Consider the following 14618-nt stretch of genomic DNA (forward strand, 5'->3'; position numbering starts at 1 on the left):
CCTTGGCTGATGTGTATTCAAACGGCTCTAAGCAGCGCCTGTTGCCAACACACTACTCGATCAAAAATGCAGCGCCGCCGACATCCAGCCCGGACTCCTGCAGTGCTTGGTCCGCAATACGTCCGTAATCGGCTGCCATCGTTAAGTACGACGGCATCTGCTTCGATATATTCGACACCAAGCCCAGGTGCGCTCTTGAGCTTGATCGTGCCGTTAGCGATCAGTTCGCTGGCTCCGACATCGATGTAGTAACCGGAACCACGGCGAACATACTTCATGAAAAGACCAGACTCGTCGTCACCGAAATCGAGCATGAAGCCAGCCTTGGCCAGGCGCTCGTAGAAGTTCTTGTCACGCTCCTTGATCGCGTCAAAGATAGGTTGGTGGAAGCTTGGCATCACCTTGTACGGGATCGAGGCGAACAGCATATCGGCCCTGTCCGTGGTCAAACCTGTCTCCAGGGCGTCTTCCGAGTAAAGCCCGCCGAAGATCAGATCCATCAAACTGTCGGAACGCACGATTGGGCTAGGGGTGGATAGGATGAATGCCCAGGTGCCTGCAGGCAGGGGATCACCTTGCCAAGGATTTTCCGTTATTCGATCAGTGTTTTTAATTCGATCTATAGTCTCTGTTCCTGAAAATGCTTACGGAACGCTCGATATGAGGCTTAAATCTGCCAAGGCCAATTCGCGTTTTACTTACTGTCAGCCTGTTGAACTTGATGTTCATGACCTGTGCACCTGTAGCTCACCGGCCATACAGGATTTTCACGCGAGAATGATGCTCGATCTGTCTCGACGTGACGTCTATAGCGGTCTCAAACCCAAAGCTCCGCAGCTTTCTGAAGTGCGCCCATCGAGTGCTTCAGGACAGGGCTCGAACGCTGAATCCAGCGCGAGCACGCTGTTGCTCAAGAATCTTCGCTTATTCAACGGCAGCGTTGTGCTTGACGATAGCGTCTGTATCCTGATCAAGGATGGCGTGATCGACTCACTGCTGCCCGCCAATACCGATGTCGAAGGCGTCGTGGTTATCGATTGCGGGCGAAGGGTGGTAATGCCGGGATTGATTGATGCCCATTGGCACACTACGTTAGCGGGCATCACGCAACTTGACGCGATGAGTGCAGACCCGGGCTATATCCATTTAATCGCCGCCCGCGAAGCAGAAAGTACCTTGATGCGCGGCTTTACGACGGTACGCGATCCTGGGGGACCTTCGTTTGCCTTGAAGCGTGCTATTGATGAGGGCGTTATTGCAGGGCCTCGTATTTATCCTTCCGGCGCCATGATTTCACAGACCTCTGGCCACGGTGATTTCAGGATGCGATCAGAGATTCCCCGCAACTCACTCAGGCCATTGAGCGTGACTGAACAGCTGGGTGCTGCCGCCATCGCCGATGGTGATGCCGAAGTGCTCAGACGGGCCAGAGAGCAGCTTATGCTCGGGGCATCACAGCTAAAATTGATGGCCGGTGGCGGCGTCGCGTCTACTTATGATCATCTCGATAGCACCCAGTTTCTGGAGTCAGAATTAAGAATGGCGGTTGAAGCCGCTGCCGATTGGGGCACCTATGTGATGGTGCATGCGTATACGCCCAGAAGTATCCAGCGCGCCATTCGAGCCGGTGTGAAATCGATCGAGCACGGTCAACTGGCTGATGAAGAAACCGTGCGCATGATGGCAGACAACGATATCTGGTGGAGTCTTCAGCCTTTTCTGCAAGATGAAGATGCCAATGTTTACCCTGATCCTGTACGGCGTGAGCGTCAGCGCGTGGTGGCTGAGGGCACCGCGAGAGCCTATGAGTTTGCTCAGCGCTTCAATATAAAAACGGCCTGGGGGACAGATGTTTTATTTAATCCGCAGAAAACATCCACTCAGGGAAGACAGCTTGCAAAGCTGACCCGGTTTTACGCCGCACACGACGTCGTGAACATGGCGACAAAGATGAATGGAGAACTGTTGGGGCTGTCAGGAGCCCGCAATCCATATCCCGGTAAAATTGGCCGGATAGAACCAGGCGCATTGGCCGATCTGTTGGTTGTCGAGGGTGATCCCACGGTAAGCCTGGCGTTTCTGGAGACCCCGGATGCAACTATCAGCCTGATCATGAAAGGCGGGAAAGTATATAAGAAGAACTTCTAATCATCAGTAGCTGTATGCACATCATCAGAGAGAGCCTTTATGATCACACTTCACCACCTCAACGCGTCCCGATCGCTGCGTATCCTTTGGCTACTTGAGGAAATGGGAGAGCCTTACACCCTGATTCGCTATCAGCGTGACCCTGCCACTCGTCTCGCCCCGGCCTCACTGAAAAACATTCACCCCCTGGGCAAGTCACCGGTGATTGAGCTGGACGGGCAGGTGCTGGTTGAATCCGGCGCCATCGTCGAATACCTGATCCGCCGGTTTGCGCCCCGGCTGGAGCCCGCGTTCAGCTCACCGGATTATCTTCAATACCTGCAATGGATTCACTTTGCGGAAAGCTCGGCGATGGTGCCGGTGCTACTCAAGCTGTTTACCCAGTTTGAGATCAATGCCGGGACTCAGCTCAAGTTCCTGGACGGCTACACCCGGACTGAGTTTGATAAAGTCCTGGGGTTTCTGGACAGTGCGCTTGCGAACAGAACCTTTATTGTGGGGGACACATTGTCAGGAGCTGACTTTATGCTGGCCTTTGTTGCTATCACAGTGGTCGAGCAGATGAAGTGCGGGGCGCAGTACCCGCACCTGCAGGCTTACCTGCAACGTCTGGCGGCACTGGACAGCTGGAAACGAGCATTGAAGCTCGAGAGTGAACTCGACGAATAGTTGGGGTGCGTCTGGTGATGCGGGAGCGGGCTGGCTCGCTCCCACAGAGGGTGGAATCGAACTTATCTGTAGCGTTCAAGCCAGTGCGCGTAGGGCGCTGGGAGTGTCCAGGAGGCCTTTTCTACCCCCAGTTCCTTGGCTGCAAAGTACGGCCAGTGTGGATCCGCCAAGTGCGCCCGGCCCACGGACACCAGGTCCAGCTGGCGAGATTCTATAGCGGCATTTGCCAGCTGCGGGGTACCAAAGCCCCATGCAGAAGTCACAGGCAGACCGGACTCACGACGCACCCGTTCGGCGATCGGGCCTAGAAAGGCGGGGCCCCACGGGATATTGGTTTGCGGGATGGTGAAACCTACACTGACGCTTAACAGGTCAAGCCCACCGTCCTTGAAGCGTCGCGCCAACTCGATCGATTCACTCAGGGTCTGCTCATCGCGCCCGTCGTACTCGATAACCCCGAAGCGCGCAGTGAGCGGCAGATTCTCCGGCCACACCTCACGTACAGCGGCCAGCGTCTCAAGCAAGAATCGGCTGCGGTTTTCAAAGCTGCCACCGTACTCATCGGTGCGCTGGTTGGAGTGCTCGGAGAAGAAGCTCTGGCCCAGGTAGCCGTGCGCAAAGTGCAGCTCGATCCATTCAAACCCGGCATCGCGGGCCCGACGTGCCGCATCCACGAAGTCCTGGCGCACGCGGGCAATGTCTTCATGGGACATTTGCTTGGGGACTTTAGGCAGGTTGGCGCCAAACGCGACAGGCGAGGGCGCAATCGTCTGCCAACCCTCGGGGTTGCCTTCAGGAATGTGATCATCGCCTTCCCAGGGCCGGTTGGCGCTGGCTTTGCGACCGGCATGCGCGATCTGAATACCGGGCACAGAACCGGCATCCTTGATCGCCTTTACCATAGGTACAAAAGCCTGGGCATGGGCATCGCTCCAGATGCCTGCGCATCCGGGGGTGATACGTCCTTCCGGGGAAACGGCCGTCGCCTCGATCACAACCAGGCCAGCGCCGCCCCTTGCCAGACCGGCCAGGTGGACCAAATGCCAGTCATTGACCATGCCGTTTTCTGCCATGTACTGACACATCGGCGGAATGGCAATGCGGTTTCTTAAGGTGACGTCTTTTAAGGTGTAGGGTTCGAACAGGGCAGACATGGGCAGGCTCCAGTAGATTGATTCGCTTGTTCGATAGTAATCGAAGTATGGCATTCATTAAAAGCCTTCGTTATCATCGACACATGCGTACCTTCAAACATCCTGTTCCATCTGACTTTATTCTCGAGCGTTTGCTTTACGCCCTGAGCGACCCCGTCCGTCTCGAGATTGTCCGCTACCTTGCGGGCGTCACTGAAGCCTCGTGCGGCGAGCTGGATGGTGGTCGACCCAAGTCCAGCATGTCCCATCACTTTCGGGTCTTGCGCGATGCAGGGCTTGTTCATACCCGAAATATCGGCACCACGCACATGAACTCACTGCGCACGCAGGAGCTCAATCAGCGCTTCCCAGGCTTGCTGGATTGCATCCTGTCCCAGGCCTGAGTGACTGGCGACGCCTCTTCAACCCTGGGGCGTCGCAACCGCCACAACCGACGCGCACGGGCATGTAACGCAGACACACTGGTATCTGCGCACGTGATCCTGTGGTCTCGGCAATTTCCCTCTGTTACGCCAGGATCAACCCAGCGAGCGGTCTGACAATTGACCATCCACCAGGCGGTGAAGGCCCAGAGGGTTGGCGTTTTTCAATGCGTCAGGCAACAGCTTGTCAGGGTAGTTCTGGAAACACACCGGGCGCAGGAAACGATCGATCGCCAAGGTGCCCACTGAAGTGCCCCTGGCATCGGAGGTGGCCGGGTAGGGGCCGCCATGGACCATCGAGTCGCAGACTTCCACGCCGGTCGGGTAACCATTGAGCAGGATGCGTCCGACTTTCTGCTCCAGCAGCGCAGTCAGTTCGCCGAACTGTTCAATGTCAGTCACTTCGCCGATCAAGGTGGCCGTCAGTTGGCCATGCAAACTGTTTATCGCGGCACTGAGCTGAGCCTGATCCTCAACCTCAACCACCACGGTGCTTGGCCCGAAAACTTCTTCCTGCAACACCTCATCCCCTCCGAGCAATAGGCTGACATCAGCCTTGAACAGCTGCGGCCATGCCTGATTGCCCTGCTGCGCCTGCCCGGCTAGGCGTTGGATAGCGTCATGGGCAAGCAGTTTGTCCAGGCCTTGGCCGTAGCTGCGCAAGGTGCCGGGATTAAGCATGGTCTGCGCAGGTTGCTCGCTGATCTGCCCGGCCAACTGTTCAATGAAGGCCGTGAATGCAACCGAGCGCAGGCCAATGACCAGCCCCGGATTGGTACAGAACTGCCCGCAACCCTGCACAACCGAGGCGCACAGTTCGCGGGCGATGCTGGCGCCGCGTACGACAAGGGCCTGGGGCAGGGCGATCACCGGGTTGATGCTGGACATCTCGGCAAACACAGGGATTGGCCGGGGGCGTGCCGCCGCCATGTCACACAACTGGCGGCCGCCCTTGAGCGAGCCGGTAAAACCGACGGCATGAATCGCCGGATGCTTGACCAGCGCCTCACCAACGCCGGCGCCGTAGATCATATTAAAGACTCCGGCGGGCATGCCGGTGCGTTCGGCGGCACGCATCAAGGCATCGGCGACCCATTCTGCAGTAGCCATGTGCCCGCTATGGGCCTTGAACACGACCGGGCAGCCGGCTGCCAACGCCGAGGCGGTGTCACCGCCCGCTGTGGAGAACGCCAAAGGAAAGTTGCTGGCGCCAAACACCGCCACCGGCCCCAGTCCAATGCGGTACTGGCGCAAGTCGGGACGAGGCAGCGGAGTGCGATCCGGCAGTGCCTGATCGATGCGTGCAGCATAAAAATCACCACGGCGCAGCACCTTGGCGAACAGGCGCATTTGTCCGCTGGTGCGCCCACGCTCACCCAGAATACGACCCGCAGGCAATGCAGTTTCCCGGCAGACAACCGCCACGAAGTCATCACCCAGGGCATCCAGCTCATCGGCGATCGCGTCCAGAAACCTGGCGCGGCGTTCCGCACTCAACCCGCGGTAGGCCGGGTATGCCGACGCGGCAGCTGTGGCAGCATGGTCAACTTCCTCGGGGGTGGCTTGGTGAAAGTCGTAGGCGAGGGGCTCGCCGGTGCTGGCGTCGACACTCTTGACGATAACGCTGCCCAGGGCGCTGCGTTGGCCACCGATGTAGTTGTGACCGAGAATCTGAGTCATTGGGGGTTTCCTTTAAAGTGTGCCGATGCCGCCGGGCGCGAAGACCCCATCGACCGGGGTGATACCGTTGATCAAAGGCGCGCCGAAATCGGCCTGGCTGATTTCGAAGCGATCACCCGGCTGTGTGCGAATGTCATCGGCGAACGAGAGGGTCGCCGTGCCAAAAAAGTGGATATGCACATCACCCGGACGCAGGAACTGGCTGTACTTGAAGTGATGATATTCAAGGTTTTCCAGGCTGTGGCACATGTTGGCTTCGCCACTCAAAAACTCGTTTTCCCACAGCACCTCGCCATCGCGCAGGATCCGGCTGCGGCCCGACAAATGCTGGGGCAATGCACCTACCCGCAGTTCAGGACCAAACGAGCAGCTGCGCAATTTGGAATGGGCCAGGTACAGGTAGTTTTTGCGCTCCATCACGTGATCGGAGAATTCATTACCTACGGCGAACCCCAGTCGATAGGGTTTCGCGTCATGGCCGATAACATACAGGCCGCCGATTTCCGGCTCCTCGCCCGCGTCTTCGGCAAAGGGTGGCAGTGGAAATGCAACTCCAGGCCGTACGACGATGCTGCCATCGCCCTTGTAGAACCATTCCGGTTGCACCCCCGCTTGACCGGCGGCGGGCTTTCCGCCTTCCACTCCCCATTTGAAAATTCGCATGGTGTCGGTCAGCGCCGCTTCGTCACCGGCCTGCTGGTGCATTTTATCTCGCGCAGACGCGCTGCCCAGGTGGGTCAGGCCCGTACCGCTAATCAGCATATGGGCCGGGTCCGGGTGATCCAGAGGGGGCAGGATACGCAACTCGGCCAACAACGCCGGATAGTCATGGGTAATGCCCAGGCCGTGCTGGTCGACCTGCTGTGCCAGGCTCACACCCGCTTCGATGGCAGCGAGGGCCAAATCACGCACGCTGTTGGCCCCCGACACTTCATGTACCAGGTTACCGTCTACCAGGCCGACGCGACGCTCGCCGGTGTTGAGTTCAAATTGTACTAAACGCATATCGGGTGTCCCTTGATTAAAGATGAGTCGCCGCGCGGGCGCTGGCGGCAAATTCGCTCGACTGGAGCACGTGTTTACGCTCGAGGGTGCGATACACCACGAACGTCAGGAATAACCCGAACAGCATCACCCCGGACAGGAAGTACAAGCCCGAGGCCAGGTTGCCGGTGTATTCCTTGAGCGCACCGATCACAAACGGTCCGATATAGCCACCCAGGTTGCCCACCGAGTTGATCAGGGCAATGCCGGCGGCGGCACTGGCACCGGCGAAGAAGCGTCCCGGCAATGTCCAGAAGATGGCGGTACAGGAAAACAACGAGAACGCCACCAGGCTCAAGGCCGCCAGTTGCAGCATCGGGACCGTCAGCCAGGCGCTGAAGAACAGGCCGATGGCGCCCAGCACATAGAGCACTGCCAAGTGACCATAACGATCATTGAGGCGGTCGGAACTTCGAGGGATGATGAGCAAGCCGATAATGCCGAAGACATAGGGCACCGAAGACACGAACCCGGTGCTCAAGTCACTGCCGCCAAACTGTTTTATCAAGGTTGGCAGCCACAGCCCCAGCCCGTAAATACTCAGGGTGACGGGCAGGTAGAACAGCGCAAGCAGCAACACGCGCTTGTCTTTCAACGCATGCAAGGGGTTGCCATGACGGGTCTGGCCGTAGGCTTGCAAGTCCTTTTCCAGCTCGCCTTGCAGCCAGTCCTTTTCACCCTGATCCATCCACTTGACCTGTTGCGGACCGTCCGGCAAGTAACGCAGTACGGGCCAGGTCAACAGAATGGCGGGCATGCCGATCACAATAAACAGCCATTGCCAGCCATGCAGGCCAAGGATGCCATCCATGCCCAGCAAGCCGCCGGACACGGGCCCGGTGATCATCATGGCGATAGGTTGCGACAGGATAAACAGGCCCAGGATCTTGCCGCGATGGCGGACCGGGAACCATTGGGTGATGTAGTACAGCACGCCAGGAAAGAATCCCGCTTCGGCGACCCCCAACAGGAAACGCATGACATAGAAGCTGTGCGGCCCCTGCACAAAGGCCATGCCAATGGTGATGGCGCCCCAGGTGACCATGATCCGGGCAAACCAGCGCCGTGCGCCGAAACGCTCGAGCATCAGGTTGCTGGGGATTTCCATCAGGAAATAACCAATGAAAAACAGCCCGGCGCCCAGGCCATAGGCGGCATCGCCAATGCCGATATCCGCGCCCATGTGCAGCTTGGCAAAGCCCACCGCTGAACGGTCTACATAAGCAATCAGGTACAGCAGGATCAGGAAGGGAATGAGTTTAAGCGTAATGCGACGAATAAGCCGGAGTTCCTGGCTCATGAGACGGTCTCCCATTGTTTTTGTTATGGCACCTCTGGAGTGGCCTCAAGCGGGTTTTCGCCAGGATCAGCTCTCAGTGAAAAACGACTATATAGTATTACTATTTAACCAACAACTCTTCCACAATGGCTTTTTTACGGCTAATTTAGCGGCACGGAAAACAATTAGTCATACAATAAGAGCCCGCCATCATGTCAGACAAATTTCCTCCTCTGCGCTCTGCCCAATGGTTTGGCAGCGCTGATAAAAACGGTTTCATGTACCGCAGCTGGATGAAGAACCAGGGCATTGCCGATCATCAGTTCCAGGGCAAACCCATCATCGGTATCTGCAACACCTGGTCGGAATTGACGCCTTGCAATGCTCACTTTCGGACCATCGCCGAGCACGTAAAACGCGGTGTCATCGAGGCTGGTGGCTTCCCGGTCGAGTTCCCGGTGTTTTCCAACGGTGAATCCAACCTGCGACCTACCGCCATGCTGACGCGCAATCTGGCGAGCATGGATGTGGAAGAAGCCATTCGCGGTAACCCGATCGATGGCGTGGTGCTGTTGACCGGTTGCGACAAAACCACCCCGGCGCTGTTGATGGGCGCGGCCAGCTGTGATGTCCCGGCCATTGTGGTCACCGGTGGGCCGATGCTGAACGGCAAGCACAAAGGCAAGGACATCGGCGCCGGCACCATCGTCTGGCAGATGCACGAGTCGTACAAAGCCGGCGCCATCAGCCTCGACGAATTCCTCTCGGCCGAGGCCGGCATGTCGCGCTCGGCGGGCACCTGCAATACCATGGGTACGGCCTCGACCATGGCCTGCATGGCTGAAGCCCTGGGCACATCGCTGCCCCATAACGCGGCCATCCCGGCGGTGGATTCGCGCCGCTACGTGCTGGCCCATATGTCGGGCATGCGCGCCGTCGAGATGGTCCGCGAAGATTTGCGCCTGTCCAAGGTGTTGACTCGGGAAGCCTTTGAAAATGCGATCAGGGTCAATGCCGCCATTGGCGGTTCGACCAACGCCGTGATTCACCTCAAGGCCATCGCCGGGCGGATCGGCGTGGACCTGGAGCTGGATGACTGGACCCGCATAGGGCAGGGCACACCGACCCTGGTGGACTTGCAGCCGTCGGGACGCTTCCTGATGGAAGAATTCTACTATGCCGGAGGCCTGCCGGCCGTGCTGCGGCGCCTGGGTGAGAACGGCCTGATTCCGAATCCGCAAGCCTTGACCGTCAACGGCAAGAGTTTGTGGGAGAACGTTAAAAACTCACCGATCTATGGCGACGACGAAGTTATCCGGGCCATCGATAACCCGCTGGTCGCCGACGGCGGTATCTGCGTATTGCGCGGCAACCTGGCGCCTCTGGGCGCGGTACTCAAGCCATCCGCTGCGACCCCGGCCCTGATGAAACATCGCGGGCAGGCCGTGGTATTCGAGAACTTCGACATGTACAAGGCCCGCATCAATGACCCTGAGCTGGCGGTCACTGCCGACTCGATTCTGGTGATGAAGAACTGTGGACCAAAGGGTTACCCGGGCATGGCCGAAGTGGGCAATATGGGTCTGCCCGCCAAGCTACTGGCTCAGGGCGTGACTGATATGGTGCGCATTTCCGATGCCCGCATGAGCGGAACGGCGTACGGCACAGTGGTGCTGCACGTGGCACCGGAAGCCGCAGCCGGCGGACCACTGGCGGCCGTGCAGGAAGGTGACTGGATTGAACTGGACTGTGCCAGCGGACGCCTGCATCTGGATATCTCCGATGCCGAACTGACCGCTCGCCTGGCCGATATCGAGCCACCAAGAAAACTGTTGATTGGCGGCTACCGCCAACTCTACATCGACCATGTCATGCAGGCCGACCAAGGCTGCGATTTCGATTTCCTGGTGGGCTGCCGAGGATCGGAAGTACCCCGTCATTCCCACTGAGTGGCGCCACCGGCAAAGCGAGCCCGGCATGACAATCATGCAGGCGCGATTGAACCCGCGCCTGCTATGATCCGCGCTTTCAACCGAAAGGATCGACCTGCGCCCCATGGATTATCGTCAGCCCTCCGACCGCAAAAGCATGCATACGCGCATCGTTCAGGAACTCGGCCTGCAGATTGTCTCCGGGCGCTTCAAATCCGACGACAAACTGCCTGCCGAAGCATTGCTCTGCACAGAATATGCGGTCAGCCGCCCGGTATTGCGCGAAGCCACCCGGGTGCTGGTTGCCAAAGGCCTGGTGTACTCCAGGCCGCGGGTGGGTACCGTGGTCAAGCCACGCCGCGAGTGGCACATGCTCGACCCTGATGTGTTGCACTGGTTGCTGCAGGCCTCGCCCCAAAATGAATTTTTTGGTTTGCTGACCACCGTGCGCAGCATTATTGAGCCCGCCGTGGCAGCGCTCGCAGCCCAGCATGCAACTGCAGAAGATGTAGCATCGATCCATGAAGCCTACCAACGCATGGAAAATGCCTCCAGCCCTGAAGAGCTGCTGCAACCCGACCTGGACTTTCACAGCCGTATTGCCGACGCAACCCATAACGACTTGCTGGCCAACTTGTGCAACATGCTGTCATTGGCCTTGCGCGAAGCCATGAAGCACTCCAACCGTCGACCCAACCTGCACGAACTTGCCCTGCCACGGCACAAGGCAATCTTGACCGCGATCGAAAGCCGCGACGCTTTGGGCGCGCGCCAGGCCACCCTGGTACAGCTCGAAGACGCACGCATGGCGCTGGATGTGGTGTTGAGCCAAGGGTGAGGGCGGTTGATACCGGCGAGCCCGATTCGACCTGGTACGGCGCACATTGGCAGAGTTGAGTGTTTTTACCCTGGCAGCATTTGACCGAGGCGATAGAGGGCGAGCAGGGCGCTGCCCGGGCGCCGATATTGTCTTTTCATGCGGTTTTCTGGGCGGGGATGGATCGTCCTGGTTCAAACCTGCGACTTCACAAAGCTTCACATTTGCACGGCGGGAAAGAGCGGGGATATCGGTTAGCATCGCGGCGCAGCCTAGGGGCGCAAGCGTGGTAACAACAACGGCTTCAAATGGCTGACAAGCGTTTGAAAGCCGGGATCCCGGTAAATAAGGTCTCTTTATTGTGTCTAATGGCAATTCAAACCGTTGGTTAGTCCTCATGTCGGTCATTCTGGCTTTTATGCCGATTGTCCTGGATTACACCATTCTGCATGTCGCGGTTCCGTCACTGACCCTTGCGTTGCAAGCAACGGGTACCGAGATTCTGTGGATCATCGACATCTACCCCTTGTTAATGGCCAGCCTGCTGATTCCCATGGGCACGCTGGCGGACAGGGTCGGCCATCGCCGAATGCTGCTGGCTGGGCTGGGTATCTTCTGCGCAGGTTCGATATTGGCCGCCTTTTCTCCCAATGTCGGATCCTTGATCGGGGCACGGGCGTTCATGGCATTCGGCGGCGCTATGGTCATGCCCAGTGTCCTCGCGATTATTCGACAAACCTTTGAAGATCAGAGCGATCAAGCCGTAGCGCTGGGTATCTGGGGTGCTGTTGCCTCCACCGGTGCCGCCATCGGGCCCTTGGTGGGGGGCGCATTGCTGGAGCATTTCTGGTGGGGGTCGGTCTTCCTGATCAATGTGCCCGTGATGCTGCTGGTCATCCCCTTAGTGATCGCCTACATACCACGACGAAGTGTGGTCGGCGATGGAAACTGGACCATCGGCCAGTCCGTGATTCTGATCCTGGGTGTCATGGCAAGTGTTTACGCCCTTAAATCGGGCTTCAAAACCAACAGCTCTCTATTCGTTACCGGTGCCTGTTTTGTATTCGGAGCGCTGATGCTTGTCTGGTTTGTACGCAAGCAACTTCATACCTCGACCCCGATGCTTGATCTGAGCCTTTTCTCCATTCCGGCGGTCAGCACGGGTATCGTCATGGCTCTGGTAACCATGGGGGCGCTTGCCGGGTTCGAATTGCTGCTGGCTCAAGAACTGCAGTTCGTTATGGGCCGTACCCCCCTGGAGGCCGGTATCTTCATGATGCCGCTGATGATTGCGGCTGCAATCGGTGGGCCTCTTGCAGGCGTCATCCTTAGGGCGATTGGCCTGAGGTGGGTTGCCAGTTGCTCATTGCTGGTGTCCGCGGCAAGTCTGGTCGGGCTGGCCCAAATACACCTGGGCAGCGGCGGGGTGGCCGTTATTGTGATGCTGGTGGCTCTGGGGCTTTCCCTCAGCATTGGTTTAACCGCCTCGTCAGTGGCGATCATGAACAGTATCCCAATGGAGAAAGCGGGCTCTGCCGGAGCCCTTGAGGCCACAAGTTACGACCTTGGCACCGGATTGGGCATCACCATTTTCGGAATTCTTCTGGTATCCACTTATGAAAAATCCATACAGCTGCCTGATGGCATTCCATCTGCCATGGCCGAGACAGCCGTGCGGTCTATTGGTGAAACGATGATTGCGGCAAAAACACTGGGTGGCTTTCAAGGCCAGCAGCTTGCTGCAGCGGGGCAAAAGGCTTTTAGTGCCTCCCACAGCATGGTTTTGCTGACGGCGGCTGCACTGGTCGGGGTATTGAGCCTGTTGGTCTGGTTTGTGTTGAGGCATCACAAAGACAGGTCGGATCATTCCCGTGCAGCCAATTGAAAAAGTCGTCTGCGCGGGAATCCAAGCTTCCCTGTTTACGCTTACTGGCCAGGACAAGCCACTACGACGGCTTCTAGGGGGGAGATGGATTCACCGCTGGTCGTTGCACTTGGCGTGGATCGCCGCGTGTTCGCGATTGGCGCAAATGCCGTTTGGATGCTCAAGAGTTTTTATAAGATCATCCTTAATTTAACATAATATACATTATGCGTAATTGCGCGTGACCCTGTCAGGGCCAGTGGAGGTCAGATTTCAAGGCGGCGAATCGCTCTTCAGGTCAATCCTGAATCTTTCGGAAACCATATCGAACAATTCGCCCGTTCTGTACCGATCTCTGATTGATTGCGTTACGGCATAATCACCACCTTCGTGCTGCACCCGCCACAATGGAATGACAAATGATCAGAGCATTTGAACAACACGACATGGAACGTGTTGTGGAAATCTGGCTGAGCGCATCGATTAAGGCACATGACTTTATCGATGCGGCTTACTGGCAATCCCATACAGCAACGATGCGTGATGTTTACATCCCGGCATCAGAGACCTATGTGCTTGAAGACCCATCCAGCGTCCAGGGGTTTTGCTCCTTGCTGGGCAATCAACTGGCCGCGCTGTTTGTTGACCCGGATCATCAAGGCAAAGGCCTGGGCAAACAGTTGCTTGAGCATGCGAAAAACCTTCGTGGCGAGTTGAGCTTTGCGGTTTACAAAGAGAATGCGCCCAGCGTGGCCTTTTATCGCTCGCAGGGTTTTGCTGTGGTCCGCGAGCAAATTGACGAGCAGACAGGTCATACTGAATACCTGATGGCGTACCGCACATGATCCTCCCACAGCCTTTACTGACAGCTATCGAGAGCCTGTATTTGCCCGCAGCCTTAACGCATCCGGCTGATTACTCGGTAGACAGTGAAGCCCGGGAATATGGCGGTTTGCGCTTTACTCTTGCAGGTCGCAAGGTTGTCTTCAGGGTAGCCAAAGTGACGCCAACCAAGGTCGGCCAGTTCGTCACCCTGTGGAAACGACCTTGCCCAGGCGGCGAAATTGCGCCACTGGATAGCGCGGATGACATCGATTTCGTGGTGGTTCATGTGTCTGCTGAAGGACACTGCGGACAGTTCGTTTTTGATCGTGAGACCTTGTTGTCACGAGGTGTCTTTGCCATGAATGGTCGCGGCGGCAAGCGTGCATTTCGTGTTTATCCTCCCTGGAGCCAGCCTGTAGCACGCCAGGCCGTACAGTCTAAAACGTGGCAAACCGAGTGTTTTGTCGCGATTTCTCCCTTTGAACCGGCCTCAATAGTACGTATTCGCAGCCTTTTCAACTGCGTGTAGTCTTAGGCTTATATATGCATTCTAGATATAACTAAACTAAAGAACTATTTAGTAGAGTTATAAATAACGTCTTTTTGGGCACTTCTCCATTCCCCGCCCTAAACGTCATTCAAGCCCCGGACCACCACCCTTGTGGCCAGCGCACACGCTTGAGCCGTGAGCTTTATCTCCCTTGCGCTTGCTGTAATTGTGGGATGCAAATGGCATTTCTCCCATAAAAATGGCCTGCCCTATGCCTGATTGGCCCTCGCGGTTC

General features: G+C 57.3%; 12 protein-coding genes and 1 pseudogene. 8 read left to right on the plus strand and 5 right to left on the minus strand.

Annotated features, from left to right (window positions below; translation table 11 throughout):
- Nucleotides 1-125: 125 nt before the first annotated feature.
- Nucleotides 126-521, minus strand: a pseudogene (locus CJU81_RS04900) (NAD(P)/FAD-dependent oxidoreductase); the annotation flags it as partial.
- Between the two features lie 19 nt (nucleotides 522-540).
- Here CJU81_RS04900 and CJU81_RS04905 point away from each other — a divergent pair.
- Entirely contained in the window at nucleotides 541-2148 is a 1608-nt protein-coding gene (locus CJU81_RS04905; RefSeq protein ID WP_254924774.1) for a metal-dependent hydrolase family protein, read from the plus strand.
- 39 nt (nucleotides 2149-2187) lie between these two features.
- Nucleotides 2188-2817, plus strand: coding sequence for a glutathione S-transferase family protein (locus CJU81_RS04910; protein WP_095035728.1), 630 nt, complete (start codon nucleotides 2188-2190; stop codon nucleotides 2815-2817).
- A gap of 62 nt (nucleotides 2818-2879) precedes the next feature.
- On the opposite strand, the gene CJU81_RS04915 is transcribed toward CJU81_RS04910, so the two are convergent.
- Nucleotides 2880-3971 (minus strand): NADH:flavin oxidoreductase/NADH oxidase, encoded by a 1092-nt coding sequence (locus tag CJU81_RS04915; RefSeq protein WP_095035729.1) that lies wholly within the window; start codon nucleotides 3969-3971, stop codon nucleotides 2880-2882.
- A 47-nt stretch (nucleotides 3972-4018) separates the two neighbouring features.
- On the opposite strand from CJU81_RS04915, the gene CJU81_RS04920 reads away from it, so the two are divergent.
- Nucleotides 4019-4354: an ArsR/SmtB family transcription factor gene (locus CJU81_RS04920; protein WP_254924775.1), complete on the plus strand. Its 336-nt coding sequence runs from the start codon at nucleotides 4019-4021 to the stop codon at nucleotides 4352-4354.
- 135 nt (nucleotides 4355-4489) lie between these two features.
- On the opposite strand, the gene CJU81_RS04925 is transcribed toward CJU81_RS04920, so the two are convergent.
- The 3 genes from CJU81_RS04925 to CJU81_RS04935 are packed head-to-tail and all read right to left on the minus strand — an operon-like array spanning nucleotide 4490 to nucleotide 8417.
- Entirely contained in the window at nucleotides 4490-6073 is a 1584-nt protein-coding gene (locus CJU81_RS04925) for an aldehyde dehydrogenase (NADP(+)) (RefSeq protein ID WP_095035731.1), read from the minus strand.
- A gap of 12 nt (nucleotides 6074-6085) precedes the next feature.
- Nucleotides 6086-7078: an AraD1 family protein gene (gene araD1 / locus CJU81_RS04930; protein ID WP_095035732.1), complete on the minus strand. Its 993-nt coding sequence runs from the start codon at nucleotides 7076-7078 to the stop codon at nucleotides 6086-6088.
- A 16-nt stretch (nucleotides 7079-7094) separates the two neighbouring features.
- A complete protein-coding gene (locus CJU81_RS04935) occupies nucleotides 7095-8417 on the minus strand; it encodes an MFS transporter (protein ID WP_095035733.1) in 1323 nt (440 codons plus the stop codon).
- A gap of 191 nt (nucleotides 8418-8608) precedes the next feature.
- Here CJU81_RS04935 and CJU81_RS04940 point away from each other — a divergent pair, with 191 nt between their 5' ends.
- From CJU81_RS04940 to CJU81_RS04960, 5 genes are all read left to right on the plus strand, one after another.
- Complete coding sequence (locus tag CJU81_RS04940) at nucleotides 8609-10345, plus strand: IlvD/Edd family dehydratase (protein WP_095035734.1); 1737 nt, start codon at nucleotides 8609-8611, stop codon at nucleotides 10343-10345.
- A gap of 106 nt (nucleotides 10346-10451) precedes the next feature.
- On the plus strand, nucleotides 10452-11165 hold the full coding sequence (locus tag CJU81_RS04945; RefSeq protein ID WP_095035735.1) for a FadR/GntR family transcriptional regulator: 714 nt from the start codon (nucleotides 10452-10454) through the stop codon (nucleotides 11163-11165).
- Nucleotides 11166-11541: 376 nt separating this feature from the next.
- Complete coding sequence (locus CJU81_RS04950; RefSeq protein ID WP_095035736.1) at nucleotides 11542-13029, plus strand: MFS transporter; 1488 nt, start codon at nucleotides 11542-11544, stop codon at nucleotides 13027-13029.
- A 398-nt stretch (nucleotides 13030-13427) separates the two neighbouring features.
- The gene (locus tag CJU81_RS04955; protein ID WP_095035737.1) at nucleotides 13428-13853 is read left to right on the plus strand and encodes an N-acetyltransferase; all 426 of its coding nucleotides are present in this window, start codon (nucleotides 13428-13430) and stop codon (nucleotides 13851-13853) included.
- A complete protein-coding gene (locus CJU81_RS04960) occupies nucleotides 13850-14362 on the plus strand; it encodes a MepB family protein (RefSeq protein WP_095035738.1) in 513 nt (170 codons plus the stop codon). The genes CJU81_RS04955 and CJU81_RS04960 overlap by 4 nt, the downstream gene beginning before the upstream one ends.
- The last annotated feature ends 256 nt before the right edge of the window (nucleotides 14363-14618 follow it).

Source organism: Pseudomonas fragi (assembly GCF_002269505.1).
GTDB lineage: Bacteria > Pseudomonadota > Gammaproteobacteria > Pseudomonadales > Pseudomonadaceae > Aquipseudomonas > Aquipseudomonas fragi_D.